This window comes from Thiohalorhabdus sp. (assembly GCF_036628635.1).
Classification (GTDB): Bacteria; Pseudomonadota; Gammaproteobacteria; order Thiohalorhabdales; family Thiohalorhabdaceae; genus Thiohalorhabdus.
Map to the genome: position 1 here is coordinate 1 of NZ_JAZKRM010000037.1, position 22,798 is coordinate 22,798.

Consider the following 22,798-nt stretch of genomic DNA (forward strand, 5'->3'; position numbering starts at 1 on the left):
CTTCTTCCTCAAAATTCAGGCCGCCTTTCCCGGAAATCCGCGATGAACCTTTTTTGTGGCCGGTGTCGGTGGCCAGCCGGCGGATCCCGGCCTGCTCGTTGTAGTACGCCTGGGCCACCGCCGAATTGGGCTTGTGCGAGCGGGCCGGGCTCACCCCCGCGTACTTGTAGTAGCTACGCGCAGGGGTGCCCAGGGCCCGTTCCAGCCTATGGGTGCGGTACACCGGCGACGCCCGCCACAGGGTGTAGGCCTTGCGAACGGCTTCGGGGATGAGGAGCCAGCGCTCGGTGGCGGTCTCCTGCTCGATGATCCCGGCCGCAAAGATGGCCGACAAGGCGTCCGGGCTCAGCGGATTGCCGTCGGGCCCTAGGGGCGGCGCCGCCGGGCCTGGCATGTCCGCCACCTGGATATGCCAGTGCGCGGGGATCCCGGATCGGCGAGCAGGATCATGGTGCCCCTGATCTTCCTCCGGATCTTGGGGGTCCTCAGCCAGCCTACCCCACCCCCAGCGGTGACTGCAGCCGCCCCCGGGGTGTCAGCGCCAGGGGGACCGGCGTACAGTTGCCCGGAAGGACCCATCATTGCCGGAGAGACCATGGCCGATTTCTGGACCCGCTCGTTTCGCCGCCTTGAAAGGGCCCTTTGGGGGCATGATCTGTCGAAGCTACCCCGGTGGCACGCGGCGGCGGTCCGGACCGGACAGATCCTGTGGGCCCTTAGCATCGACCTGTATGAAGGCTACCTCACTCGACGCACCACCAGCCTGGTCTATACCACCCTGCTGGCCATGGTGCCCCTGCTCGCCTTCGGCTTCTCGGTGCTGCAGGCGCTGGGCATGCACGACCGCCTCCGGCCCCTACTGCTGGCCTTTCTGGAGCCCTTGGGTTCCCAGCGGGAGGCGTTTACCGAGCGCATCCTAGACTTTGTGGGCAACATCGAGGTGGGCGTGCTGGGCACGTTGGGTCTGGCCTTCCTGCTGTTCACCGTGGGCTCGCTGATTTACAAGATCGAGAGCAGCTTCAATTTCATCTGGGACATCCGGGAGGCCCGCAGCTGGCCCCAGAGCCTCAGCGGCTACCTCAGTGTGGTGTTCGGCGGCCCTTTGCTGGTGTTCACCGCCACCGGCCTCACCGACACCGTCCTGAAGTCGGACTGGTTCCAGGCCCTGGGGGGCATCGGGCCCTTGGGCCTGATCCTCAATTTCCTGACCACCCTGGTTATACCCTTCCTCCTGGTGGTGGCCGTTTTCACCTTCCTCTATCGCCTCATCCCCAACACCCACGTGCCCCTCCGGAATGCCCTGCTGGGCGGGGTCTTGGCGGGTGTCCTGTGGCAGGTTTCGGGGGCCATCTTCGGGACCTTCGTGGGCGGCTCCACCCGCTACGCGGCCATCTATTCCGGCTTCGCCATCGGCCTGCTGTTCATGATCTGGCTCTATCTGAGCTGGCTGATCGTGCTCGCCGGCGCCCGCATCACCTTCTACCTGCAGCACCCCGAATACCTGGGCCAGCCCGAGCCGGGCACCGCCCTGCGCGGGCGCCAGCGCCGCAATGCCGGGCTGCAGGCCATGTTCCTCATCACCCAGGCCTTCTTCCGCGGAGATCAGACCTGGACCCTGGAGAGGCTGGAGGCGCGCATGGGGATACCCCGCAACCCCCTGAAAGCGGTCCTGGAGGACCTGGAAGCGGCCGGACTGCTGGCCATTACCCGCCAGACCCACGGCCTGAAGATGCCGGCCACCTACCTTCCGGCCAAGGATCCCGACCGCATAACCGTCAAGGCGGTCCTCGACGGCGTTGCCGTGGCCTTCAGCCCAGGTGCCCCGGCGCGCTACCAGCTCCATCCCCACCCGGCCGTGGAAGAGTTGCTGGACCGGGCCGACCAGGCGCTGGAGCGGGAGCTGGGCGAGGTGACTCTGGGCTCGGTGGTGAAGGCCAGCGATCCCGGAGCTGCCGCCGAGGAGCCGGCCAAGGCGGGGTGACCAGGGCGGGTTTTCGCCCCAACCGGGCGGCCTGGTATATTAGCGCTTTTCCCGATTCTAAAGCTCGGATATTCCGGTAGGTCCCGGTCGCCGGGCGGGGCCTCGTGAGGAGTCTGCAATGGTCAAGAAGTTCATCGACAAGATGCGCGGCGTCGAGCGCGACGTTATCCAGGCCCCCGAGGACGCCGATGCCCCGTTCTACGCGGCGCAGGCCGGTGAGGTGGCGTTCTTCCAGGCGGCCTACCAGCAGCGCTTGCCGGTAATGCTCAAGGGGCCCACGGGCTGCGGCAAGACCCGCTTTCTGGAGCATATGGCCCACAAGCTGGACCGGCCGCTGGTGACGGTTTCTTGCCACGAGGACCTGACCAGCTCCGATCTGGTGGGGCGTTTCCTGCTGCAGGGCGAGGAGACGGTGTGGCAGGACGGCCCGCTGACCAAGGCGGTCAAGGAGGGGGCCATCTGCTACCTGGACGAGATCGTCGAGGCCCGCACCGACACCACCGTGGTGATTCATCCCCTCACCGACCATCGCCGCCAGCTGCCGCTGGACAAGAAGGGCCAGATCATCGACGCCCACCCCGACTTCATGCTGGTGATCTCCTACAACCCCGGCTATCAGACCGTGCTCAAGGACCTCAAACCGTCCACCAAGCAGCGCTTCGTGGCCTACAACTTCGAGTACCCCTCGGAGGAGGTGGAGCGCGGCATCGTTGGCAAGGAGGTGGGTGGCATGGACGGGGAGCTCCTGCGCAAGCTGGTGGCCGCTGGCCGGCAGGGCCGCAACCTAAAGGACCACGGCCTGGAGGAGGCCACCTCCACCCGCGCCCTGGTCTACGGCGGCCAGCTCATGAACGCCGGCATGGCGCCCCTGGACGCCTGCCGGGCGGCCCTTGTGGCGCCTCTCACCGACGACCCCGAGCTGGCCGAGGCCCTGATGGAGATCGTCAACGCCCACTTCGGCGAAACCGAGGCGGAACCGGCCGGCTAACCGCCGCCGAGGATCGCAAGGGGTGATCGCGGTGTCTTCACCTGGTTTCAGCCATCCCCAAGAAGGCCCCATGACCGAGAACGAGGCCCTCCTCGCCATCGAGGAGATCCGCCAGCACCTGGAAGGCGTTAGCTTCGTGGCGCACCGCGATGCGTCGCAGGTGCTGCCCGTGGTGCGCGAGCGCTTCGGTGCTGAAGCGGCCTTGGACTGGCTGGAGCACGCCCGCGATCTGTTCTTCCACGACCGGGAGGCAGGCAAGGCCTTCATCCGCAACACCGAGACCGCCATCGAGGCCTGCCACTGCCTGGACTGGGTGGAGCAGGCGGGGGCCTTTATACGCTGGCGGGGCACCGACAAGGCCCTAGAGGCCTTCATGCCCCAGGTGGGCGAGGCCATCGCCGAGCTCGGCGCCGAGGGCGAGCAGGCCTGGTTCGAGATCGGCTTGCGCTGGCTGGGGCGCCATCTGGAGTCCGGCACCGCCTACTTCCGTACCTCGTGGCGGGAGCTCACCGGCGGCAAGGGGTCCGAAGGCATCGAGGAGCTGCTGGCACCGGCGGAGCGCCTGTTCCAGGAGCGCCGGGTGGCCCTGGGCAGCTACATCGCGGGCGCCATGAGGGTGCGCGACCTGGTGGGGCCGGACGGGCTGGGGCAGTGGGTGCGTCGCGGCGGCGACATTCTCCAGGCCAGCCGGCAGCGCGGCGAGGCCTTCTTCCGCTTGGAGAGCCCAGAGAGCATTGGTTTGCTGCTGGAGGCGGTGCCTGGCTATCGCAGCCGCGACCATGCCCGCCTGCTGCAGCTGCTGCAGCAGGCCTGGTTCGGCCGTAGCCATCCCTTCGGCGAAGCTGCCTGGATTCCCGGTGACGGCCGGCCGCTGGCCGACACCGACGGCGCCACCATCTATCTGCCGGTGGTGTTCCCCGATCGCGACGAGGCCGTGGCCGCGGTGATCCACGTGGCCGGTCACATCGAGCTCGGCACCTACGACGCCGATGCCATCGAGGCCCTGTTCACCGAGGCCGGCATGGCCCATCCGCCGGTAGATGCCGACCAGCGCATCACCTGGCGGCCCTTGTACGCCGCCTACGGCGACGAGCTGTTCCGCTTCCAGCTGCTGTTCGACCTGTGCGAGGACCTGCGGGTGGATGCCGCCCTGGATCGCATGGTCCCCGGTCACCTCCACCGTGTGCTGGAACTTGCCGGGCGCCGCGTACCGCCCGGCGGCAACGCCCGGCCCTACTGGGATCTGGCCCTGGCCTCCGTGCGCGGTGCGCTAGCCCAGGACACCCTCGACGAGCGCCTGCGACCGCTGCTGGGGCCCGATGCCCGGCTGGTGCACGCCTTCCGCATCGCCAACCGGCTGTTTGAGGCGTCATCGGAACTGCCCACCCCGGACATGGCCGATCGCGACGCGGCCTATCTGCCGGGACGCGGCCCCAACGCCAGCCGCCCGGTGTATCCCCGCACTCCCGGCGAGGGCGAGGGCACGCCCGAGGAGGCGGAGGAAATGCAGGCGGCCCGCGACGAGGATGGCGCCGGCCAGGACGAGTCCCCCGACGTCCAGGAGGATCCCGACTGGTCCATCCCGCCGGAGCAGACCGGCGGCAGCGGCGGCCGCATCGGCTCCGGCATCAACACGGCTACCGTGGTCACGGGCACTCGCCGCCAGCGTACCACCGAGCAGGTGGGCACCGGGCATCCGGAGTGGGACTACCGCGATCAGGCCTACAAGCCCGACTGGGCCTGGGTTCAGGAAAAGGAACTGGACGAGCGCGACCCCGAAGGGGTAAGCGCCATCATGGCCGAGCAGGGCGCAACACTGACCCGGCTCAAGCGGGCCCTGCAGATGCAGAAGCCGCAGCGCATGGCGCCCAAACGGCGTCAGCTCGACGGCGAGGAGCTGGACGTGGAGGCGGCCATGGATTTCGTTACCGAGAAGCGGGCCGGCAGCTCCCCCGAGCCCTACGTCTACAAGCATCGCACGCCCCAGCATCGCGACACTGCGGTGATGCTCCTCGCCGATCTGTCCACCTCCATCATGGCACCGGCCGAGTCCGGCGAAGGCCGGGTGGTGGACCGGTTGCGCGCCGGCATGCTGCTGTTCAGCGAGGCCCTGGAAACCATCGGCGATCAGTTCGCTCTGGCCGGCTTCGCCTCCAAATACCGCGACAATGTCAGCTTCTATCCCATCAAGGAGTTCGGCGCGGGCCTCGACGCCGAGGCCCGCGCCACCATGGCGGGCATCAACGGCCGCCTGGCCACGCGCATGGGCGCCGCCATCCGCCACGCCTGCGCCCGGTTCAGGCACGTGGGTGCCGATCGGCGTCTGCTGCTGATCCTCTCGGACGGTCGCCCCGCCGATTACGACGATGGCGGCGACCCGCGTTACCTGCACGAGGACACCCGCATGGCGGTGAAGGAGGCGGTGGACAAGGGCATCCACCCGTTTTGTCTGACCCTCGATCCCGCGGGGTCCGACTACCTGCCGGCCATCTTCGGGCCGGGCCACTATCTGGTTCTGGACAATGTCAACGATCTGCCCCGGCGCCTCCCGGAGGTCTACCTGCGCCTGCGCTCGGCCTGAACTTCCCGACCCGGGCCCGGTCTTAGTGATCTGCCCCAGGACGCTAGGGTTGCAAAAAGGGCCGCCTGACCCTATATAAGTAGGTGCTACGCGCTTTTCCGGCGCCGCCCACCGGTTTCCTAACCACGGAGGATGACTGCCCATGCCGACCTACGAGTACGCCTGCGCCTCCTGCGGCCACCAGCTCGAGGTGAAGCAGCGCATGACCGACGATCCGCTCCACGAGTGTCCCGAGTGCCACGAGGCCAGCCTGCGCAAGCAGCTCAACAGCTCCGGGAGCTTCGTGCTCAAGGGCGGGGGCTGGTACAAGGACGGCTACTCCAGCGCCAAGGAGCGGGAATCGGCCTCCTCCTGCGGTACGGGCAGCTGCCCGGCGGCGGACTCCTGAGCCCGGGGGGCCCGCGCTGTGAGCTTGACACGCCTGGTTCCTGCCCCGCTCCGTCCGGCGCCGAAACCGCGCACTTTGCGGCAGCGGTTTTTCGACCGCTACGCGGGCTGCTGCTTGATCGTTCACCAGGGCTTCCCCGATGGCTGGCTGGGCAAGCTGGTGCACGAGCCCGGAGGTGGCGGCCACTTCCGCATCGATGTGCGCCACCCGGCTTACCAGGGGCGGCCACCCCGGGAGCCGGCGCCGGTCCAATGGCTGGTACGAGAGCACATCCTGCCGCTGGAGCTCCCTCTTCCCCTCCTGGTCCGGGTCGAGGGCCGCGACCACCTCCGGGTTCGCCACATGCGTCGGCATGGCGGTATCTGTCAGCCGGAGGAGGTCTTCTTGCTGTATGAGGACATCGAGGCCCGCCCCCACGCCCTGCTGCTGCCGGAAGACGACAGCTTCGCGGTGGATTGGGGCATCGATGTCACCGACAATGCCGTGGATACGCCCTACGGCATGTTCTAACCCCCCTGCGGGGGTGCCGGGCCCGCCCTGCCCTCCGCTTCCCTGAGCTGTTAACCTTAGCTCCGGTTGGTTTCCCGTCCGACGTGTCCGGCCCCGGAGCGGCCCAGGCCCGCCGGGGGAAGAGCTTACCGCCACGGCGGCTCCGGAGCGACATGGCATCCACTCCCCTGATTCTGCTGCCCCTGCTCGGCCTGTTGGGGGCCCTTCTTCCGGCCATAGGCGGCCGCTCGCCGCACGTTTCGGCGCGTCTGGCCGCTGCCGTGGTGCTCGCCGGACTGGTCATGGCCGGCCTCCAGGCGCCCGCGGTCATGGGGGGCGAAGTGCTGGTGGAGCGCTGGACCTGGCTGCCGGCGGCGGGCCTCGATCTGAGCCTGCGGCTGGACGGCCTGGGTCTGCTGTTCACCTTGCTGATCCAAGGCATCGGCCTCCTCATCGTCCTGTACGCCCACTACTACCTGCCGTCCAGTGCCCCGCAGCGGCGCTTCTACGCCCTGTTCCTGCTATTCACCGGTGCCATGCAGGGGGTGGTGCTGGCTGAGAATCTGCTGGTGCTGGTGGTGTTCTGGGAGCTCACCAGCATCAGCTCCTTTCTGCTCATCGGCTACTGGACCCTGGACCCCTCGGCCCGCCAGTCTGCCCGTCTGGCCCTGGCGGTGACCGGTGCCGGCGGCCTTTCCTTGCTGGGCGGCGTGATCCTGCTGGGCGAGGTCGCCGGCGGCTATGACCTGACTACCGTCCTCGCCAGTGGCGACGCCGTGCGCGCCGATCCGCTGTATCCCTGGATCCTGGGCCTGGTCCTTGGGGGGGTGTTCACCAAGTCCGCACAGTTCCCCTTCCATTTCTGGCTGCCCCGGGCGATGGCCGCGCCCACCCCGGTTAGCGCCTTCCTGCACTCGGCCACCATGGTTAAGGCCGGGGTTTTCCTGCTGGCCCGCCTGTTCCCGGTGCTGGCCGGCACGCAGGCGTGGTTCCTTAGCGTCACCACCGTGGGCATGGTGACCCTGGTCGCCGCCGCCTTTCTGGCCCTGTTCAAGCACGACCTCAAGGGCCTGCTGGCCTATTCCACGGTGAGCCACCTGGGGCTGATCACCATGCTGTTCGGCATGGGGACCCCCGCCTCCGCCGTGGCCGGTGTCTTCCATATCGCCAACCACGCCGTGTTCAAGGCTTCCCTGTTCATGGCCGCGGGCATTATCGAGCACGAGTCGGGCAGCCGCGACATGCGTCAGCTCAACGGCCTGATCAAGCGCATGCCGCACACCGCCGTGCTGGCCATGGTGGCCGCCGGTGCCATGGCCGGGGTGCCCCTGTTGAACGGCTTCCTGAGCAAGGAAATGTTCTTCAGCGAGACCCTCCAGCCCGGCATGGGCGGCACTTGGCAGACTATCCTGCCGGTGGCGGCGACGTTGTCCGGGGTCTTCGCCGTGGCCTATTCGCTGCGGTTCATTCACGACGTCTTCTTCAACGGCGAGCCCGTGGGCCTGCCCCGAGAGCCTCACGAGCCACCCCGCTGGATGAAGGTGCCGGTGGAGCTTCTGGTGGCCCTTTGCCTGCTGGTGGGTGTGGTACCGGCCTGGACCGTGGAGCCGTTCTTGTCGGCCGCCGCCGAGGCCGTGGTGCCCGGGCGGGTGCCCCATTTCGACCTGGCGCTGTGGCACGGCTTCACGCTGGCATTGTTCATGAGTTTGGTCGCCATGGTGGGCGGGGTAACGCTGTATGGGGTGCGGCGCTTCCTCTTCCGGTTGCATGACCGCTACCTGCCAGAGCCGGCGGTGCTGAAGTGGTTCACCGAGGTGGAGCTGGGGCTGTGGCGTGTCGCTCGCCGGGTACTGGGGGCATGGGAGAACGGCTCCCTGCAGCGCTACATGGCGCTTTTGGTGGCCGCCGCGGTAGCCCTGGCCGGCGGTGCCTTCCTGACCAGCGGCGGCAGGCTAGCCGGCGGTGGGGGTGAATGGCCCGACCTGGCCACTTTGCTGCTGGCGTTGGTGGTTGCCCTGGCCGGAGCGGCCACCGTGGTTCAGCAACGCCAGCGGATCCAGGCCCTGCTATGGGTGGGGGTAGTCGGCCTAACGGTGTCCCTCACCTTCGTGCGCTTCGCCGCCCCGGACCTGGCCCTGACCATGCTCGCGGTGGAGGTGGTAAGCGTGATCCTGCTGCTTCTGGCCCTGTACTTCCTGCCCCAATCGTCGCCGCCGGAGTCCACTCCCTGGCACCGCGGCCGGGATGCCCTGCTGGCCGGGGTGGCCGGGGTGACCGTGGGCGGGTTGGTGTGGGCCGCGCAGGGAACGCCGGCCACCGGCATCGGGCGCGACTACCTGGCCCGCACGGTGGCGGAGACCGGTGGCGCCAACGCCGTCAATACCATCCTGGTGGACTATCGCGCCTTCGACACCCTGGGCGAGATTACGGTACTGGGCATCGCGGCCCTGGGGGTGTTCGCCATGCTACGCGGCTTCGCCCTGCCGCCAGCGCGGGAGCTTCGGGGGCGGCGCTGGGATCCGGATGCCCATCCCCTGATCCTGGCCACTCTGTCGCGGCCCCTGCTGCCGCTGGCCACCCTGGTTTCCCTTTATCTGCTGTTGCGCGGCCACAATGCCCCCGGCGGTGGCTTCGTCGCCGGGCTGGTCATGGGCGTGGCGCTGATCCTGCAGTACCTCGCCAGCGGCAGCCGCTGGGTGCGCGGCCGGCTGCAGGTGCGCTATCGCGTGCTGCTGGCCCTGGGGCTGGGGCTGGCCGCGGTCAGCGGGATGGTGCCGTGGCTGTGGGGAGGAGCCTTCCTGGAGTCCGCCCATGGTGAATGGCACCCGCGGCTGCTGGGCGACATCCACTGGAATACCACCCTGGTGTTCGATATCGGCGTCTACCTGACGGTTATCGCCTCGGTAACCCTGATCCTGGCCGAGCTGGGCCGCCTGGGCCAGAAGCGCATCGGCCGGCAGCGGCCGTACGGCTCCACCGCACCTGAAACCGGAGGGAAGGGCGCATGACCCTTACCGTTGCCTTCATGGTGGGCTGGCTCACCGCCTGCGGCGTCTACCTCCTGCTCCGGGCCCGGACCCTGCCGGTGATACTGGGCCTGGTGCTGCTGTCGCACGCGGCCAACCTGGTCCTTTTCCTGGGCGGCGGCGTCCCTGCCGAGGTCCGGCCGCCCCTGGTGGGCTCGGGGGAGGGTCCCATGGCCGACCCCCTGCCGCAGGCCCTGGTGCTCACCGCCGTGGTCATCAGCTTCGCCATGACCGCCTTCGTGCTCATCCTGGCCTTGCGCAACCGCCGCTCGCTCAAGAGCGACCACGTTGACGGCGAGCGGAGGGAGTCTTGAGCCAGGCCCTGATCCTCCCTGTGTTGATCCCCCTGGTGGCCGGTGTCATCCAGGTCCCCTGGCGCAGCATCGAACCGCAGCGGGTCATCGCCTTCGTCGCCCTGGCGGCCCAGGCGGTGGTGGCGGTGTGGCTGTTGAGCGCTGCCGCCAGCGAGCCCGCCGTTTTTCGCCTGGGCGGCTGGGAGGCCCCTCACGGCATCGTCCTTGTCGGTGATCGGTTGGGCACGTTGATGTTAGCGCTGTCCACAGCGCTGGCCGCGGCCGTGCTTGTCTACGTCGTGGTGGGGGACGACAAGCGGGGCCGGGCCTTCCATCCGTTGTTCCAGTTCCAGCTGGCGGGCCTGGCCATGGCGTTCCTAACGGGCGACCTGTTCAATCTGTTCGTGGCCTTCGAGGTCCTGCTCATCGCCTCCTACGGCCTGCTGCTGCACGGCGGCGGCGGTCGGCGGCACCGCTCGGCCTTCCACTATGTGATGCTTAACTTGGCGGGATCGCTGCTGTTTCTGGTGGCCCTGGGCCTGCTGTACCGGGTTGCGGGGACCCTCAACATGGCCCAGCTGGGCCCGGCGCTGGCGGAGCTGTCCGGGACCGGGCGGGCGGTGGCCGAGGCGGCCGTTCTGCTGCTGGTGGCGGTATTCGGGCTCAAGGCGGCGGCCTTCCCGCTGTCGGTGTGGCTGGGCGCCACCTACGGCGCCGCCCTGGTGCCGGTGGCGGCCCTTTTCGCCATCATGACCAAGGTGGGCATCTACGCCATCCTGCGCCTGGACACCACGGTGCTCGCCGGGCTCGACTTCGGCATCGGTCCCGTCCTGCACTACGCCGGCCTGGCGACGGTGGCCGTGGGGGCCCTGGGGACCCTGGCCGCCGAGCGCATCACGGACGTGGTCAGCTATCTCCTGCTGGTGTCGGTGGGCACCCTGCTGCTCGCCTTCGGCCTGCCGGAGGCAGCCGGTCTGCGCGGTGGACTGTACTACCTGGTCCACACCACCCTGGTAACAGCCGGCCTTTATCTGCTGGGGGGCGTCATCGCCCGTCAGCGGGTTCCCCTGGACGACGGTCTTCAGGCCGGAGCCCCGCTGGCCCAGCCCCTCCTGCTGGGGGCCCTGTTCACCGTGGGCGCGGTGGCGGTCATCGGGCTGCCGCCTCTGAGCGGTTTCCTGGGCAAGCTCATGATTCTGCAGGCGCCTCTGGAGCACGGGCAGCGCCTGCTGGGGATCTGGGCAGCCCTGTTGGGCGCCGCCCTGGTGGCCCTGTTCGTCCTGGCCCGGGCGGGCAGCACCCTGTTCTGGAAGCAGGGCATGCCCTCCGGACCGCAGCGCACGGCCCCCTGGGGGACCCTGGTGCCGCCCGCGGTGCTTCTGGCGGCCTCGGTGGCGCTGGCGGCGGCCGCCGGCCCCGCCGATCGCTGGCTGGCCGCGGCGGCCGACGACCTCCGCCATTCCGAGGGGTATCGCACCGCCGTAATCGGCGAGGATAGGGGAGGGCAACCGTGATCGACCGCAGCCGTTGGCTGCCCCATCCGGTGTTCAGCCTGGTGCTGGCGGTGGTGTGGGTGCTGCTGAATAACAGCATCGGCCCGGGCACCATCGTGGTCGGGCTCGCCCTGGGTCTGGTCCTGCCGGCCGTAACCACCCGGTTCTGGCCGGGCGCCCCCGCCGTGAGCCGCCCCGGGGCGTGGCTGCGCCTGCTGGGGCGCCTGCTCGCGGATATCCTGGTGGCCAACCTGGCCGTGGCTGCCCTTATCCTCAGGCCGCGCTGCCGGCCCCGGACGGCCCTCATCGACTACCCGCTGACCGTGCGCGATGCGGTGCCGGTGACCATCCTGTCCAGCATCATCTCCCTGACGCCGGGCACGGTCACGGTGGACGTGGACCGGCGCCGCCGCCAGCTGCGCATCCACTGCCTGGACCTGGCCGATGAGTCGGCCTTGGTGGAGCGCATCCACGACCGCTACGAGTGCCTGCTGGAGGAGATCTTCCCGTGATCGCCTACGCCGGAACCGCCGCGCTGGCCATGCTGATCTTGGCCCAGATCCTCAACCTGGTGCGGATGGTGCGCGGGCCCTCGGTGCCCGACCGCATCCTCAGCCTGGACACCATGTACATCAACACCATCTCCCTTGTGGTGCTGATCGGCGTCCTGCGCGGCGGCACCGCCTTCTTCGAGGCCTCGCTGGTGATCGCCCTGATCGGCTTCGTCGCCACCGTGGGCTTCACCAAGTTCCTGCTGCGCGGCGACATCATCGAATGAGGGGGCGGCCATGATCGAGCTGGTGGTGTCGATTCTGCTGCTGGTGGGCGCCGGGTTCACCCTGGTGGGCTCCTTGGGGCTGGTGCGCCTGCCCGATTTCTACGCCCGTCTGCACGGGCCCACCAAGGCCACCACGCTGGGCGCCGGGGGGACCCTGTTGGCTTCGGTGATCTATTTCACTCACCACGGCTCCGGATGGAGCCTGCACGAGCTGCTGGTCATCGTCTTTCTGTTCATCACGGCTCCGGTGAGCGCCCACCTCATGGGCAAGGCCATGCTCTATCTGGAGAGTCGCCGGCGGTGAGCCCGGGCGCCGTGTCGCGGGGCTGCCGGCGCCCTCGTTGCAAGTCCCCCGCCTTAGCACTCGTCCGGTAACCGGGAGGCCCTCGGTATGGCCAATGTGGGCGTGATTCTTATCATCCTGGGGGCCCTGCTCCTGCTGGGGCTGTTTGGGGACCTCCTGGCCCGGCGGATCCCCGTCCCCCGGGTGACGCTTCTGATCCTGTTCGGCGTGGCCATCGGAGCCAGCGGCCTGGCCCTGCTGCCGGCGCGGACGGAGGACTGGTATCCCCTGATCAGCAATATCGCCCTGCTCATGGTGGGCTTTCTGCTGGGGGGCAAGCTATCCGTGGTTAATTTCCGCCAAGTGGGCAAGAACGTCCTGGGGATCTCCCTGTTCAAGGTGGCCGGCGTGGCCCTGTTTGTCCTGCTCGGGCTCTTGCTGATCGGCGTGCCGCCCGCCATGGCCCTGGTCCTGGCCGGCATCGGGCCGGCAACGGCCCCGGCGGCGGTCAGCAATGTGGTCGAGGAGCTGGGGGGTGAGGGCAAGTTTACCGAGACGCTGCTGGGTATTGTCGCCATCGACGACGCCTGGGGCCTGATCGCCTTCTCCCTGCTGCTGGCGGTGGCGCAGACCATGGCGGCGGGCGCCGACGGCAGCGCCCTGGGGGCTATCCAGCATGGCGCCTGGGACCTGGGCGGAGCCCTGGTCCTCGGGCTGGCGGTGGGCGTTCCCGCGGCCTTCGTTACCGGGCGGCTGCGCCCGGGCGAGCCCACCCAGGCGGAGGCCCTGGGCGTGGTTCTGCTGGCCGGCGGCCTGGCGCTGTGGCTGGAGGTGTCCTATCTGCTCACCGCCCTGACCGTGGGGGCCACCATTGTCAACCTGGCCTCCCACCACGAGCAGCCGTTCCACGAGATCGAGTACATCGAGTGGCCGTTCATGATCCTGTTCTTCCTCCTCGCCGGGGCCTCCCTGCACGTGGAGGCCCTGGCCCAGGTCGGGGTCGTCGGGGGTGCCTACATCGCCTTGCGGGCCCTGGGCCTGGTGACCGGATCCTTCGTGGGCGGCCATGTGATCGGCGCCGCCCCCCGCATCCGCCGCTGGATGGGCTGGGCCACCCTGCCCCAGGCCGGCGTCGCCCTGGGCATGGCTCTGGTGGCGGGCAACCAGCTCCCGGAAGTCGGCGAGACCGTGCTGCCGCTGGTGGTGGGCACCACCGTGGTGTTCGAGCTGCTCGGCCCGGTCCTGACCCGGCTGGCCCTGATCCGGGCCGGGGAAGCCTCGCGGGGCTAGGGGGCCGGGTCGCCGGCGGCGGAAGCCATCCCCATCGAGAGGGCGCCTACCATGAAGGATTTCCTGGCCGGTATCGGCTACCTGCTGCGCGGCTTCGACCTCATCCGCCGGCCGGGCTGGCGCCGCTACGCCGCCGCTCCGGTAGCGGTGAGCCTGCTGGTGTTCGTCGCCCTGGTGGGTGCCCTGGCCTGGGGCTTCGACGTGTGGATGGCGGTGCTGCTGCCCGCCGGCTGGGGCTGGCTGGAGTGGCTGCTATGGCCGCTTTTCGCCGTGGTCATCGTGCTGGTGTGGGTGTTCGCCTTCTTCCAGCTCACCTTCCTGGTGGGTGCCCCCTTCAACGACCTCCTGTCCGAGAAGGTGCAGGCCCACGCCGGTGCGGGAACGTCGCCCGAAGGGGGCTGGCTGGGCCTGCTCCGGGAAGGCCCGCGGGCCGTGGCCGGCGCCGCCCAGGCCCTGGTTTATTCCCTGCTGTGGGCGGCGCCGCTGTTGCTTTTGAGCCTGGTGCCGGTGGTCAATCTGGCGGCCCCGGTGCTGTGGCTATTCCTGAACGCCTGGCTGCTGGCCATCGAGTACGCCGACTATCCCCTGGGGGCGCGCGGCTACTCATTCCGGCAGAAGCGGGCGGCGGTGCGGGCACAGCGGCCTGTTGCCCTTGGCTTCGGCCTGGCGACCCTGGTAGCCATGGCGGTGCCGGTGCTCAACCTGGCGGCCATGCCGGCGGCGGTGGCGGGCTCGACCCTGCTGTACAGCGAGCGCCACCCGGCCCTGGCGGGCGACTGAAACCGGCGCCTTGGGCGCCGCGATCGAGGAGGGCGGTATGAGCGAGACCCCAAAAGGCCCCGGTCCCCTGCAGGTGATCGGCAGCGTGCTGGCGGCCATGTTCGGGGTGCAGAAGCGCGCCAACCAGGAGCGGGACTTCGGCAGCGGCCGCGCCGGTCCCTACATCATCGCCGGGGCCATCATGACCGTGGTCTTCGTCCTGGTCATCGTGGGCGTGGTGCAGCTGGTCCTGAGCCTGGCGACCGGTTAGGCCGAGGGGCCTGCCACCACCGCTTGCGGCCGGCCGGCGGCGTAGCCGGTGAGGTTGGCCACGGTGGTGTCGAGGATGCGCTGCAGGGCCTCCTCGGTGTTGAAGGCGGAGTGCGGTGTGATGAACACGTTGCGCATGCGCAGCAGCACGTGGTCCGCGAGCAGGGTGCGGTAGTCGTATTCCTCCTGGAATAGCGAGCGCAGTACCTCCGTCTCCTCGCGGATCACCGGTTCCTCCGGCAGCACGTCCAGGCCTGTCGCCCGCACCTTGCCGTCGGCCAGGGCCCGCAGCAGGGCGTGCACGTCCACCAGGCCGCCGCGAGCGGTGTTGATCAGCACCACCCCCTCGCGCATGCGCGCAAAGGCTGCGGCGTCGATCATGCCGTGGGTCTCCTCCGTCTCCGGCAGGTGCAGGGTGATCACGTCGGAGCCGGCCAGAAGCTCGTCCAGCTCCACGTAGTCGACCCCGTCGCGTTCGGCGAGTTGAGCGTCCGGGTGCAGGTCGTAGGCCAGCACCGGCATGCCGAAGCCGCTGGCGATCTCCACCACATGACCGCCGATGGCGCCGGTGCCGACCACCCCCAGGGTGCGCCCGCGCAAATCGAAGCCGCGCAGTCCTTTGGGGGAAAAATCGCCGCGGCGGGTGCGGTCGATGGCCTCGGTCAGATTGTGGCTGATGGTCAGCAGCAGACCGAAGACGTGCTCGGCCACGGTGTTCTCGCCGTAGCTGGGCACATTGCAGACGGTGATGCCGCGCTCGCGGCAGGCTTCGAGGTCGATGTGGTCGTTGCCGGTGGAGCGGGTGGCGATGCACCGCAAGTTGGGCAGCGCGGCCAGGGTGTCGGCGTCCAGCTGCGAGTAGATGAAGGGGCTGACCGCCTCCACGTCGGCGAACTCGCCGGCGTTGTCCGGTCCCAGCGGATCGGTGTGGTAGGTGACCGTGTGCGCCCCCTCCAGTTCGCGGAAGGCGGTTTGCTCCCAGGGTTCGAGCTCGAACACCGCGATGCGCATGACGGGATCCTCGGGGTGGGGGAAAGGCCCATCATAGGCCCTGTTGGGTCCCAAAACACCAGCGGGAGAGGGCGATGAGCAAGGGCGTCAAGATCGCCGCTGTCTGCGCCGTGTGCCTGGGGGCGGCCCTGGGGGTGATCTACGCCATCAAGGCCTGGCTGGCGGGGTAGGCGGTCAGGTCAGGGCCGCCCGCAGGGCCTCGGTGCGATCGGTGCGCTCCCAGGTGAAGGCGTCGCCGTCGCGGCCGAAGTGGCCGAAGCGGGCGGTCCCGGTGAACACGGGACGGCGCAGGTCGAGGGTGGCGATGCAGCCGGCCGGGCTGAAATCGAGCACCTCGCGCAGGGCCCCGGCCAGGCGGTTGTCGTCGGCGGTGCCGGTGCCGAAGGTTGCCACCTCGACCATCACCGGCTCGGCCACGCCGATGGCGTAGGCCAGACGAACCTGGACCCGCCGGGCCAGGCCCGCGGCTACCAGGTTCTTGGCGGCGTAGCGGGCCATGTAGGCGGCGGAGCGGTCCACCTTGGTGGGGTCCTTGCCGGAGAAGGCGCCGCCGCCGTGGGGTTGCTGGGGGCCGTAGGTGTCCTGAATGAGCTTACGCCCGGTGACGCCGGCGTCGCCCTTGGGGCCGCCGATGACGAAGCGGCCCGTAGGGTTGATCAGGATCCGCTCCGGCTCCGGGAGCCATCCCTCGGGTAGCACCGGCCGCAGCAGGGCGTCCATCACGGTCTCCCGGTCCCGGGCCGGATCGGCGTCGGGGGCGTGCTGCAGCGACACCACCACCTTGTCCAGGCCCACCGGCCGGTCGCCGTCGTAGCGCACTGACAGCTGGCATTTGGCGTCCGGCCGCAGCCAGGGGAGCTCGCCGGCGTGTAGCAGCTCGGCTTGGCGGGCCATGATGCGGTGGCTGTAGTGCTGCGGCGCCGGCATCAGGGCCTCGGTCTCGTCGCAGGCGTAGCCGATCATGATGCCCTGGTCCCCGGCGCCGATATCGCCGTCGCGGTCCACCCCCCGGGCGATGTCCGGGCTCTGGGCCTCGATGGCGCTGACCACCCCCGCCCCCTCGCCGCTGAAGCCCAGGCCGTCGCGGTCGTAGCCGATCTCGGCCAGGATCTCGCGCGTCCAGGCGGTGAAGTCCGGCCGGGTGTCGGCGGTGACCTCGCCCAGCAGCACCACCAGCCCGGTCTTCACCGCGCACTCCACCGCCACCCGGGCATGCGGGTCCCGTTCCAGGATCCGGTCCAGGATGCGGTCGGAGATCTGGTCACAGACCTTGTCGGGGTGGCCGGCGGCCACCGATTCGGCGGTATGGACGGTGCTCATGGCGATCTCGCTGTTGGCCTGTGTCCAGGGCGCCTGGGGCCCCGCGGCGGCCTATCCCTTCCGCTGGATGGACGTTCCCCCCTTGGGCGGGCAGAATCGGCCCGTCAATGCCCACCCGAGGGTCTGCATGCTACCGGTATGGATCTTCCGCCACGCGGAACACGAGGGCCCCGGCTATGTTGCCACGTTCCTGGAGCAGCGGGGCATCCCCTACCACGTCATCGCCGTGGATGCCGGCGACCCCGTGCCGGTGAGTCCGGACGGCGCCTCCGGGCTGGTGCTCATGGGCGGGCCCATGAGCGTCAACGACCCGCTTACCTGGATCCCGGAGGAAACGGAGCTGATCGAGCGCGCCCATTCCCGGGGCATCCCCGTGCTGGGCCATTGCCTGGGCGCTCAGCTCATCGCCCGGGCCCTCGATGCCGCCGTGGCCCCCGGTCCCGGGCCGGAGATCGGCTGGTTCGATGTGGAGCGGGTGGCCGGCGCCGCGGCCGACCAGTGGCTGGACGGCCTGCCGGCCCGCTTCGAGGTCTTCCACTGGCACGGCGAGCAGTTCGCCCTGCCCGAGGGGGCCGAGCCAATCCTCACCAACGCCCACACCCCCTGCCAGGGCTTCGTCCACGGCTCGGCCCTGGCCCTCCAATGCCATCTGGAGATGACCCCGGAGCTGGTGCGGGACTGGAGCGAGCGCAACGCCGATGAGCTGGACGACGCCCATCCCACGGTTCAAGGGCCGGCCGCCCTGACCGAGGGGCTGGCGGCGCGCTGCGACGCCCTCCGGGGCGTGGCCGATGTCGTCTATGGCCGCTGGATCGAGGGCCTGGCGCGGCAGGATCCGGCCTCGGCCTAACCCTCCCTGGCGGCCCGGCCGGGCCAGCATACCCGGACCGCCGGTGACGGGCGACAGCGGCGGTTTGGGCACCGGCCCGCCTATGGCAGGGACGATGGGCGGCCTTACCTGGCCTTTGCCAACGTTGCCTTGCCCTCCTCCCGGGGCTACCATTGCGCGCTTATGCCCGACCCAATCATCACCCGTTTCGCGCCCAGTCCCACGGGCCCCATCCATCTCGGCAACGCCCGCACCGCCCTGTTCAACTGGCTGCTGGCGCGGGCCGCCGGCGGCCGGTTCGTCCTGCGCGTGGAGGACACCGATGCCGAGCGCTCCCGGCCGGAGCACGCCGAGGCCCTGATGACCGACCTGCGCTGGCTGGGCCTGGCGTGGGACGCTGGCCCCGACCGCAGCGATATCGCTGGCCCCTACCACCAGTCCCAGCGGCTGCCCTACTACAGTGAGTACTACGCCCGCCTGGAGGCCGACGGTCGCGCCTATCCCTGCTACTGCACCCCGGAGGAGCTGGAGGCCGCTCGCCGCGCCCAGCGCGCCCGCGGCGAGGCGCCGCGCTATCCCGGACGCTGCCGCAATCTCTCCGCCGCCGACCGCGAGCGCCTGGCGGCGGAGGGCCGCGAGCCCACCCTGCGCTTCCGGGTGGAAGCCGGCGAGATCGCCTTCGGCGATCTGGTGCGCGGGCCCCAGACCTTCCGGGGCGAAGAGATCGGCGACTTCATAATCCGCCGCTCGGACGGCACGCCGGCCTTCTTCTTTGTCAACGCCGTTGACGACGCCCTCATGGGCGTGAACCGCGTCCTGCGCGGCGAGGACCACCTGGCCAACACCCCGCGCCAGCTGCTGATCCTGGAGGCCCTGGGCCTGGAAGCGCCGCTTTACGGCCACATCAGCCTGCTCACCGGCTTCGAGGGCGGCCCCCTGTCCAAGCGCGGCGGCAGCCTGTCGGTGACGGAGCTGCGCGAGGCCGGCTACCTGCCCGCGGCGGTCACCAACTACCTGGCCCGGCTGGGCCACCACCTGGAGTCCGGGGAGCTGTTCGGCCTCGACGGCCTGGCCGAGCACTTCGCCGTGGACCGCCTGTCCCGGGCCCCGGCCCGCTTCGACCCGGAGCAGCTCGACCACTGGCACCACGAGGCCATCCAGGCCGCGCCCCTGGACGAGCTTTGGGACTGGCTGGCGCCGGCGTTGACCACCGAGGTGCCGCCGGAGCGCCGGGAGGAGTGGCTGGCCGCCGTCCAGCCCAACCTGGAGCGCGTCGCCGACGGCGAGGACTGGGCGCGGGTGTGCTTCGGCGAGGTGGCCCCGGACGACGCCGCCGCCGAGGTCCTGGCCCAGGCCGACCCGGCCCTGTGGCCCGCCGCCGAGCGGGCCCTGGCCGAGCACGGCACCGACGCCAAGGCGGTGACCGAGGCGGTCAAGGCCGAGACCGGCCTCAAGGGCAAGCAGCTGTTCAAGCCCCTGCGCGCCGCCGTCACCGGCCGGGCCTCGGGCCCCGAGCTGGGCGCCCTGCTGCCGCTGATCGGCACCGACAAGGCGCTGGCCCGCATCCGGGCGGTGAAGGGCGGGTGAACGCCAGGACGCCAAGAAGGCCGATGAATGCGGGGCCCCTGTAGGAGCGGCCTCCAGGCCGCGATCGCCTTTCGCTTAACGGGCCCGCCTGGCCGATCGCGGCGTGGACGCCGCTCCGACAACAGGTGCTCCCCGCCGGGGCCGCTGTTGTGCCCGCCGCCACCATTCGAGACAATTCGTTTTGTATTTGTTTTGCCGTCCTTGGCGCTTTGGCGCCTTGGCGCTTCCTCCGCCTCGGGTTTCCCATGAGCCTCCACGTCCACAACAGCCTCACCCGCCGCAAGGAGTCCTTCGAGCCCACCGACCCGACCGATGTGCGCATGTACGTCTGCGGCATGACCGTCTACGACGACTGCCACATGGGCCACGCGCGGGTGATGGTGGTGTTCGACATGATCGTGCGCTACCTGCGCGCCCGGGGCTTTGGCGTCACCTACGTCCGCAACATCACCGACATCGACGACAAGATCATCGCCCGCGCCGCGGAAAACGGCGAGCCGGTGGCCGCGCTCACCGAGCGCACCATCGCCCGCATGCACGAGGATCTGGATGCCCTGGGGGTCCTGCACCCGGACGCCGAGCCCCGCGCCACCCAGGCGGTGGACGCCATGATCGGCCTCATCCGGGATCTGGAGGAGCGCGGCTATGCCTACGCCACCGCCGCCGGCGACGTCTACTACGACGTCCGCAAGTTCGCCGACTACGGCCGGCTCGCCGGGGAGTCGCCCGAGGACCTGCGCGCCGGGGCGCGGGTGGAGGCGGAGGCGGACAAGCGCGACCCCCTGGACTTCGCCCTGTGGAAGGCGGCCAAGGAAGGCGAGCCGGCCTGGGACTCGCCCTGGGGCCGCGGTCGGCCGGGCTGGCACATCGAGTGCAGCGCCATGTCCACCCGGGAGCTGGGCTGCCCGCTGGACATCCACGGCGGCGGCGCCGACCTGCGCTTTCCCCACCACGAGAACGAGATCGCCCAGTCCGAGGCGGCGTTTGATTGCACCTTCGCCCGCTATTGGATCCACACCGGCTTCGTGCGGGTGGACGACGAGAAGATGGCCAAGTCGCTGGGCAACTTCTTCACCATCCGCGAGGTGATGGCCACCTACGATCCCGAGGTGCTGCGCGCCTTCCTGCTGGCCAGCCACTACCGCAGCCCCGTCAACTACACCGAGGACAACCTGCGCGGCGCCGCCGAGGCCCTGGAGCGGCTGTACACCGCCCTGGCGGACGTGGCGGCGGTGGAATACGAGGATCCCGACCGCGTGGACGAGGACCTGCGCCCCTGGGTGGCCCAGTTCCGCGAGGCCATGGACGACGACTTCAACACCCCCGAGGCCCTGGCCGCGCTGTTCGACCTGGCCCGCGAAGTGAACCGGCGCAAGGAAAGCGATCCGGATGCGGCGCGCGCCGCCGCCGGCGTGCTGAAGCTCCTCGGCGGCTGGCTGGGCCTGCTCGACCGCGACCCCGCCGCCTTCCTCCAACGCGACACGGCCGGCCTGGGCGCCGAGGAGATCGAGCGCCTCATCGCCCAGCGCGGTGAGGCCAGAGCGGCCAAGGACTTCGCCACCGCCGACGCCATCCGGGATCGGTTGGCCGAGCACGGGATTGAGCTCGAAGACAGAGCGGATGGGACGGTGTGGCGGCGGGCGACTTAGGAAAGTAATTAAGTATTAAGTAGTTAAGTAATTAAGTGACGGCCACAGGCGCAACGGCACCCGCTTTTACGCCTCTTCAACTTAATTACTTAACTACTTAATACTGACAACTGCGCGTCCTTCTCCCACCCCAAGTAGGCCCCATGCCCCAATCCGCCACCGACATCCTGGCCCCTGACGGCCCGCTCGCCGACGCGCTGGAAGGCTTCCAGGCGCGCTCGGAGCAGCAGGCCATGGCCGCCGAGGTGGAGCGGGTGCTGGCCGAGAAGGGCACCCTGGTGGCCGAGGCCGGCACCGGCACCGGCAAGACCTTCGCCTACCTGGTGCCGGTCCTGCTGTCCGGGCGCAAGGTGCTGGTCTCCACCGGCACCAAGAACCTCCAGGACCAGCTCTACCACCGCGACCTGCCGCTGCTGCGCCAGGCTCTGGGCACCGACTTCCGCACCGCCCTGCTCAAGGGCCGGGGCAACTACCTGTGCCTGCACCGGATGGAGCGCTCCCACCAGCGCCAGCACCTGCTGGCCCCGGAGACCCGCCAGCAGCTGGCCTACGTGCGCGAGTGGGCGCGCACCACCACCTCCGGCGACCGCGCCGAGCTGTCGGCGCTGCCCGAGGACGCCGCGGTGTGGCCGCGGGTCACCTCCACCAGCGACAACTGCCTGGGCTCGGACTGCGACTTCTACGAGGAATGCCACCTGATCCAGGCCCGGCGCCGGGCGCAGGAGGCGGACGTGGTGGTGGTTAACCACCACCTGTTCTGCGCCGATCTTGCCTTGAAGAATGAAGGCGTGGCCGACCTGCTGCCGCGCGCCGACGCCGTCATCTTCGACGAGGCCCACCAGCTGCCCGACGCCGCCGGGCGCTTCTTCGGCGTCAGCGTCTCCAGCTACGCCGTGCGCGAGCTCGCCCGCGACACCCGCGAGGAGTACGTCCAGGAGGCCGGCGACGACCCCCAGGTGGGCCACGCCGCCGACCTCCTGGATAAGCGGGCCGACGAGTGGCGGGCGGCCTTCGGCGAGGGCGATTGGCGCGGCACCTGGGCCCAGGCCCTGGGCGCCGAGGGCGTGGTCGCCGCCACCGACGCCCTGCGCGCCGCCGTGGATCACCTCCACAGCGTCCTGGAGCACCACCGCGAGCGCGGCAAGGGCCTGGCCCGCTGCCACGAGCGCGCCGGGGACCTGGCGGACCGGCTGGACTTCCTGCGCCGGGCCGAGGACGCGGACTACGTGTTCTGGGCCGAGACCCGCGGCAAGGGCGCCTTCGTCCACGCCACCCCGCTGGAGGTGGCCGGCCCCTTCCAGGAGGCCACCGGTGGCGCCGGCAATCAGGGGTGGGTGTTCACTTCCGCCACCCTGGCGGTGAGCGAGTCCTTCGCCCACTTCTGCGCCAAGCTGGGCCTGCCGGATGAGACCGTCACCCGCCAGTGGCCCTCCAGCTTCCACTTCGAAGAGCAGGCGCGGCTCTACCTGCCGCCGGGTCTGCCGCCGCCGGGCACGGAAGAGCACACCGAGCGCCTGCTGGACGCCGCCCTGCCGGTGGCCGAGGCGGCCGGCGGCGGCGCCTTCTTCCTGTTCACCAGCCACCGCGCCCTGAACCAGGCGGCCGAGCGCCTGCGCCGGGAGGCCGCCTTCCCCCTGCTGGTGCAGGGCGACATGCCCCGCGACACCCTCATCCAGCGCTTCCGGTCCCTGGGCAACGCCGTCCTGCTGGGCACGGGCAGCTTCTGGGAGGGCGTGGACGTCCGCGGCGAGGCGCTGAAGGTGGTGGTCATCGACAAGCTGCC

20 protein-coding genes and 1 pseudogene are annotated in these 22,798 nt (G+C 69.9%); 18 read left to right on the plus strand and 3 right to left on the minus strand.

Annotated features, from left to right (window positions below; genetic code table 11):
* Positions 1–394, minus strand: a pseudogene (locus tag V5A19_RS10880) (TrpB-like pyridoxal phosphate-dependent enzyme); the annotation flags it as partial.
* A gap of 201 nt (positions 395–595) precedes the next feature.
* Between V5A19_RS10880 and V5A19_RS10885 the strand changes: the two are divergent.
* From V5A19_RS10885 to V5A19_RS10950, 14 genes are all read left to right on the plus strand, one after another.
* Entirely contained in the window at positions 596–1,981 is a 1,386-nt protein-coding gene (locus V5A19_RS10885) for a YhjD/YihY/BrkB family envelope integrity protein (RefSeq protein ID WP_332319561.1), read from the plus strand.
* Positions 1,982–2,099: 118 nt separating this feature from the next.
* Positions 2,100–2,969 (plus strand): CbbQ/NirQ/NorQ/GpvN family protein, encoded by an 870-nt coding sequence (locus V5A19_RS10890; RefSeq protein WP_332319562.1) that lies wholly within the window; start codon positions 2,100–2,102, stop codon positions 2,967–2,969.
* Between the two features lie 70 nt (positions 2,970–3,039).
* The gene (locus V5A19_RS10895) at positions 3,040–5,550 is read left to right on the plus strand and encodes a nitric oxide reductase activation protein NorD (protein WP_332319563.1); all 2,511 of its coding nucleotides are present in this window, start codon (positions 3,040–3,042) and stop codon (positions 5,548–5,550) included.
* A 142-nt stretch (positions 5,551–5,692) separates the two neighbouring features.
* Entirely contained in the window at positions 5,693–5,938 is a 246-nt protein-coding gene (locus V5A19_RS10900) for an FmdB family zinc ribbon protein (RefSeq protein WP_332319564.1), read from the plus strand.
* Between the two features lie 18 nt (positions 5,939–5,956).
* Entirely contained in the window at positions 5,957–6,448 is a 492-nt protein-coding gene (locus V5A19_RS10905; RefSeq protein WP_332327799.1) for a hypothetical protein, read from the plus strand.
* 152 nt (positions 6,449–6,600) lie between these two features.
* Positions 6,601–9,435 (plus strand): monovalent cation/H+ antiporter subunit A, encoded by a 2,835-nt coding sequence (locus V5A19_RS10910; protein ID WP_332319566.1) that lies wholly within the window; start codon positions 6,601–6,603, stop codon positions 9,433–9,435.
* Positions 9,432–9,767 carry a Na+/H+ antiporter subunit C gene (locus V5A19_RS10915; RefSeq protein ID WP_332319567.1) on the plus strand — a complete coding sequence of 112 codons (336 nt, stop codon included), beginning with the start codon at positions 9,432–9,434 and terminating at the stop codon, positions 9,765–9,767. Before V5A19_RS10910 ends, V5A19_RS10915 begins: the two co-directional genes overlap by 4 nt.
* Positions 9,764–11,260 (plus strand): monovalent cation/H+ antiporter subunit D, encoded by a 1,497-nt coding sequence (locus V5A19_RS10920; protein WP_332319568.1) that lies wholly within the window; start codon positions 9,764–9,766, stop codon positions 11,258–11,260. The genes V5A19_RS10915 and V5A19_RS10920 overlap by 4 nt, the downstream gene beginning before the upstream one ends.
* The gene (locus V5A19_RS10925; RefSeq protein ID WP_332319569.1) at positions 11,257–11,751 is read left to right on the plus strand and encodes a Na+/H+ antiporter subunit E; all 495 of its coding nucleotides are present in this window, start codon (positions 11,257–11,259) and stop codon (positions 11,749–11,751) included. The genes V5A19_RS10920 and V5A19_RS10925 overlap by 4 nt, the downstream gene beginning before the upstream one ends.
* Positions 11,748–12,017: a K+/H+ antiporter subunit F gene (locus V5A19_RS10930; RefSeq protein ID WP_332319570.1), complete on the plus strand. Its 270-nt coding sequence runs from the start codon at positions 11,748–11,750 to the stop codon at positions 12,015–12,017. Before V5A19_RS10925 ends, V5A19_RS10930 begins: the two co-directional genes overlap by 4 nt.
* Before the next feature lie 10 nt (positions 12,018–12,027).
* Positions 12,028–12,321 carry a Na+/H+ antiporter subunit G gene (locus V5A19_RS10935; protein WP_332319571.1) on the plus strand — a complete coding sequence of 98 codons (294 nt, stop codon included), beginning with the start codon at positions 12,028–12,030 and terminating at the stop codon, positions 12,319–12,321.
* An 87-nt stretch (positions 12,322–12,408) separates the two neighbouring features.
* Complete coding sequence (locus V5A19_RS10940) at positions 12,409–13,590, plus strand: cation:proton antiporter (protein WP_332327800.1); 1,182 nt, start codon at positions 12,409–12,411, stop codon at positions 13,588–13,590.
* 51 nt (positions 13,591–13,641) lie between these two features.
* Positions 13,642–14,370 (plus strand): sulfate transporter CysZ, encoded by a 729-nt coding sequence (gene cysZ / locus V5A19_RS10945; protein WP_332319305.1) that lies wholly within the window; start codon positions 13,642–13,644, stop codon positions 14,368–14,370.
* Positions 14,371–14,407: 37 nt separating this feature from the next.
* Positions 14,408–14,620, plus strand: coding sequence for a DUF2970 domain-containing protein (locus V5A19_RS10950; protein ID WP_332319306.1), 213 nt, complete (start codon positions 14,408–14,410; stop codon positions 14,618–14,620).
* Here the strand turns inward: V5A19_RS10950 and V5A19_RS10955 are convergent.
* Together V5A19_RS10955 and metK are read right to left on the minus strand one after the other, a co-directional pair.
* The gene (locus tag V5A19_RS10955) at positions 14,617–15,630 is read right to left on the minus strand and encodes a hydroxyacid dehydrogenase (protein WP_332319307.1); all 1,014 of its coding nucleotides are present in this window, start codon (positions 15,628–15,630) and stop codon (positions 14,617–14,619) included. The two genes, V5A19_RS10950 and V5A19_RS10955, sit on opposite strands and share 4 nt — an antisense overlap.
* Positions 15,631–15,804: 174 nt before the next feature.
* Positions 15,805–16,956 carry a methionine adenosyltransferase gene (gene metK / locus V5A19_RS10960; RefSeq protein WP_443081448.1) on the minus strand — a complete coding sequence of 384 codons (1,152 nt, stop codon included), beginning with the start codon at positions 16,954–16,956 and terminating at the stop codon, positions 15,805–15,807.
* On the opposite strand from metK, the gene V5A19_RS10965 reads away from it, so the two are divergent.
* The 4 genes from V5A19_RS10965 to V5A19_RS10980 form a co-directional block, all read left to right on the plus strand.
* Entirely contained in the window at positions 16,949–17,800 is an 852-nt protein-coding gene (locus V5A19_RS10965; RefSeq protein WP_332319309.1) for a type 1 glutamine amidotransferase, read from the plus strand. The two genes, metK and V5A19_RS10965, sit on opposite strands and share 8 nt — an antisense overlap.
* A 162-nt stretch (positions 17,801–17,962) precedes the next feature.
* On the plus strand, positions 17,963–19,366 hold the full coding sequence (gltX, locus tag V5A19_RS10970; protein WP_332319310.1) for a glutamate--tRNA ligase: 1,404 nt from the start codon (positions 17,963–17,965) through the stop codon (positions 19,364–19,366).
* 245 nt (positions 19,367–19,611) lie between these two features.
* Positions 19,612–21,015: a cysteine--tRNA ligase gene (gene cysS / locus V5A19_RS10975; RefSeq protein WP_332319311.1), complete on the plus strand. Its 1,404-nt coding sequence runs from the start codon at positions 19,612–19,614 to the stop codon at positions 21,013–21,015.
* A 143-nt stretch (positions 21,016–21,158) separates the two neighbouring features.
* Positions 21,159–22,798: ATP-dependent DNA helicase (locus tag V5A19_RS10980; RefSeq protein ID WP_332327801.1), on the plus strand; the 1,640-nt coding region annotated here is incomplete at its 3' end.

Coding starts and splice junctions, on each gene's coding strand:
- cysS (WP_332319311.1), top strand. CDS start 19,612: ATGAGCCTCCACGTCCACAACAGCCTCACCCGCCGCAAGGAGTCCTTC.
- cysZ (WP_332319305.1), top strand. CDS start 13,642: ATGAAGGATTTCCTGGCCGGTATCGGCTACCTGCTGCGCGGCTTCGAC.
- V5A19_RS10895 (WP_332319563.1), top strand. CDS start 3,040: ATGACCGAGAACGAGGCCCTCCTCGCCATCGAGGAGATCCGCCAGCAC.
- V5A19_RS10955 (WP_332319307.1), bottom strand. CDS start 15,630: ATGCGCATCGCGGTGTTCGAGCTCGAACCCTGGGAGCAAACCGCCTTC.
- V5A19_RS10900 (WP_332319564.1), top strand. CDS start 5,693: ATGCCGACCTACGAGTACGCCTGCGCCTCCTGCGGCCACCAGCTCGAG.
- V5A19_RS10885 (WP_332319561.1), top strand. CDS start 596: ATGGCCGATTTCTGGACCCGCTCGTTTCGCCGCCTTGAAAGGGCCCTT.
- V5A19_RS10915 (WP_332319567.1), top strand. CDS start 9,432: ATGACCCTTACCGTTGCCTTCATGGTGGGCTGGCTCACCGCCTGCGGC.
- V5A19_RS10950 (WP_332319306.1), top strand. CDS start 14,408: ATGAGCGAGACCCCAAAAGGCCCCGGTCCCCTGCAGGTGATCGGCAGC.
- V5A19_RS10965 (WP_332319309.1), top strand. CDS start 16,949: ATGGCGATCTCGCTGTTGGCCTGTGTCCAGGGCGCCTGGGGCCCCGCG.
- gltX (WP_332319310.1), top strand. CDS start 17,963: ATGCCCGACCCAATCATCACCCGTTTCGCGCCCAGTCCCACGGGCCCC.
- V5A19_RS10935 (WP_332319571.1), top strand. CDS start 12,028: ATGATCGAGCTGGTGGTGTCGATTCTGCTGCTGGTGGGCGCCGGGTTC.
- V5A19_RS10890 (WP_332319562.1), top strand. CDS start 2,100: ATGGTCAAGAAGTTCATCGACAAGATGCGCGGCGTCGAGCGCGACGTT.
- V5A19_RS10940 (WP_332327800.1), top strand. CDS start 12,409: ATGGCCAATGTGGGCGTGATTCTTATCATCCTGGGGGCCCTGCTCCTG.
- V5A19_RS10910 (WP_332319566.1), top strand. CDS start 6,601: ATGGCATCCACTCCCCTGATTCTGCTGCCCCTGCTCGGCCTGTTGGGG.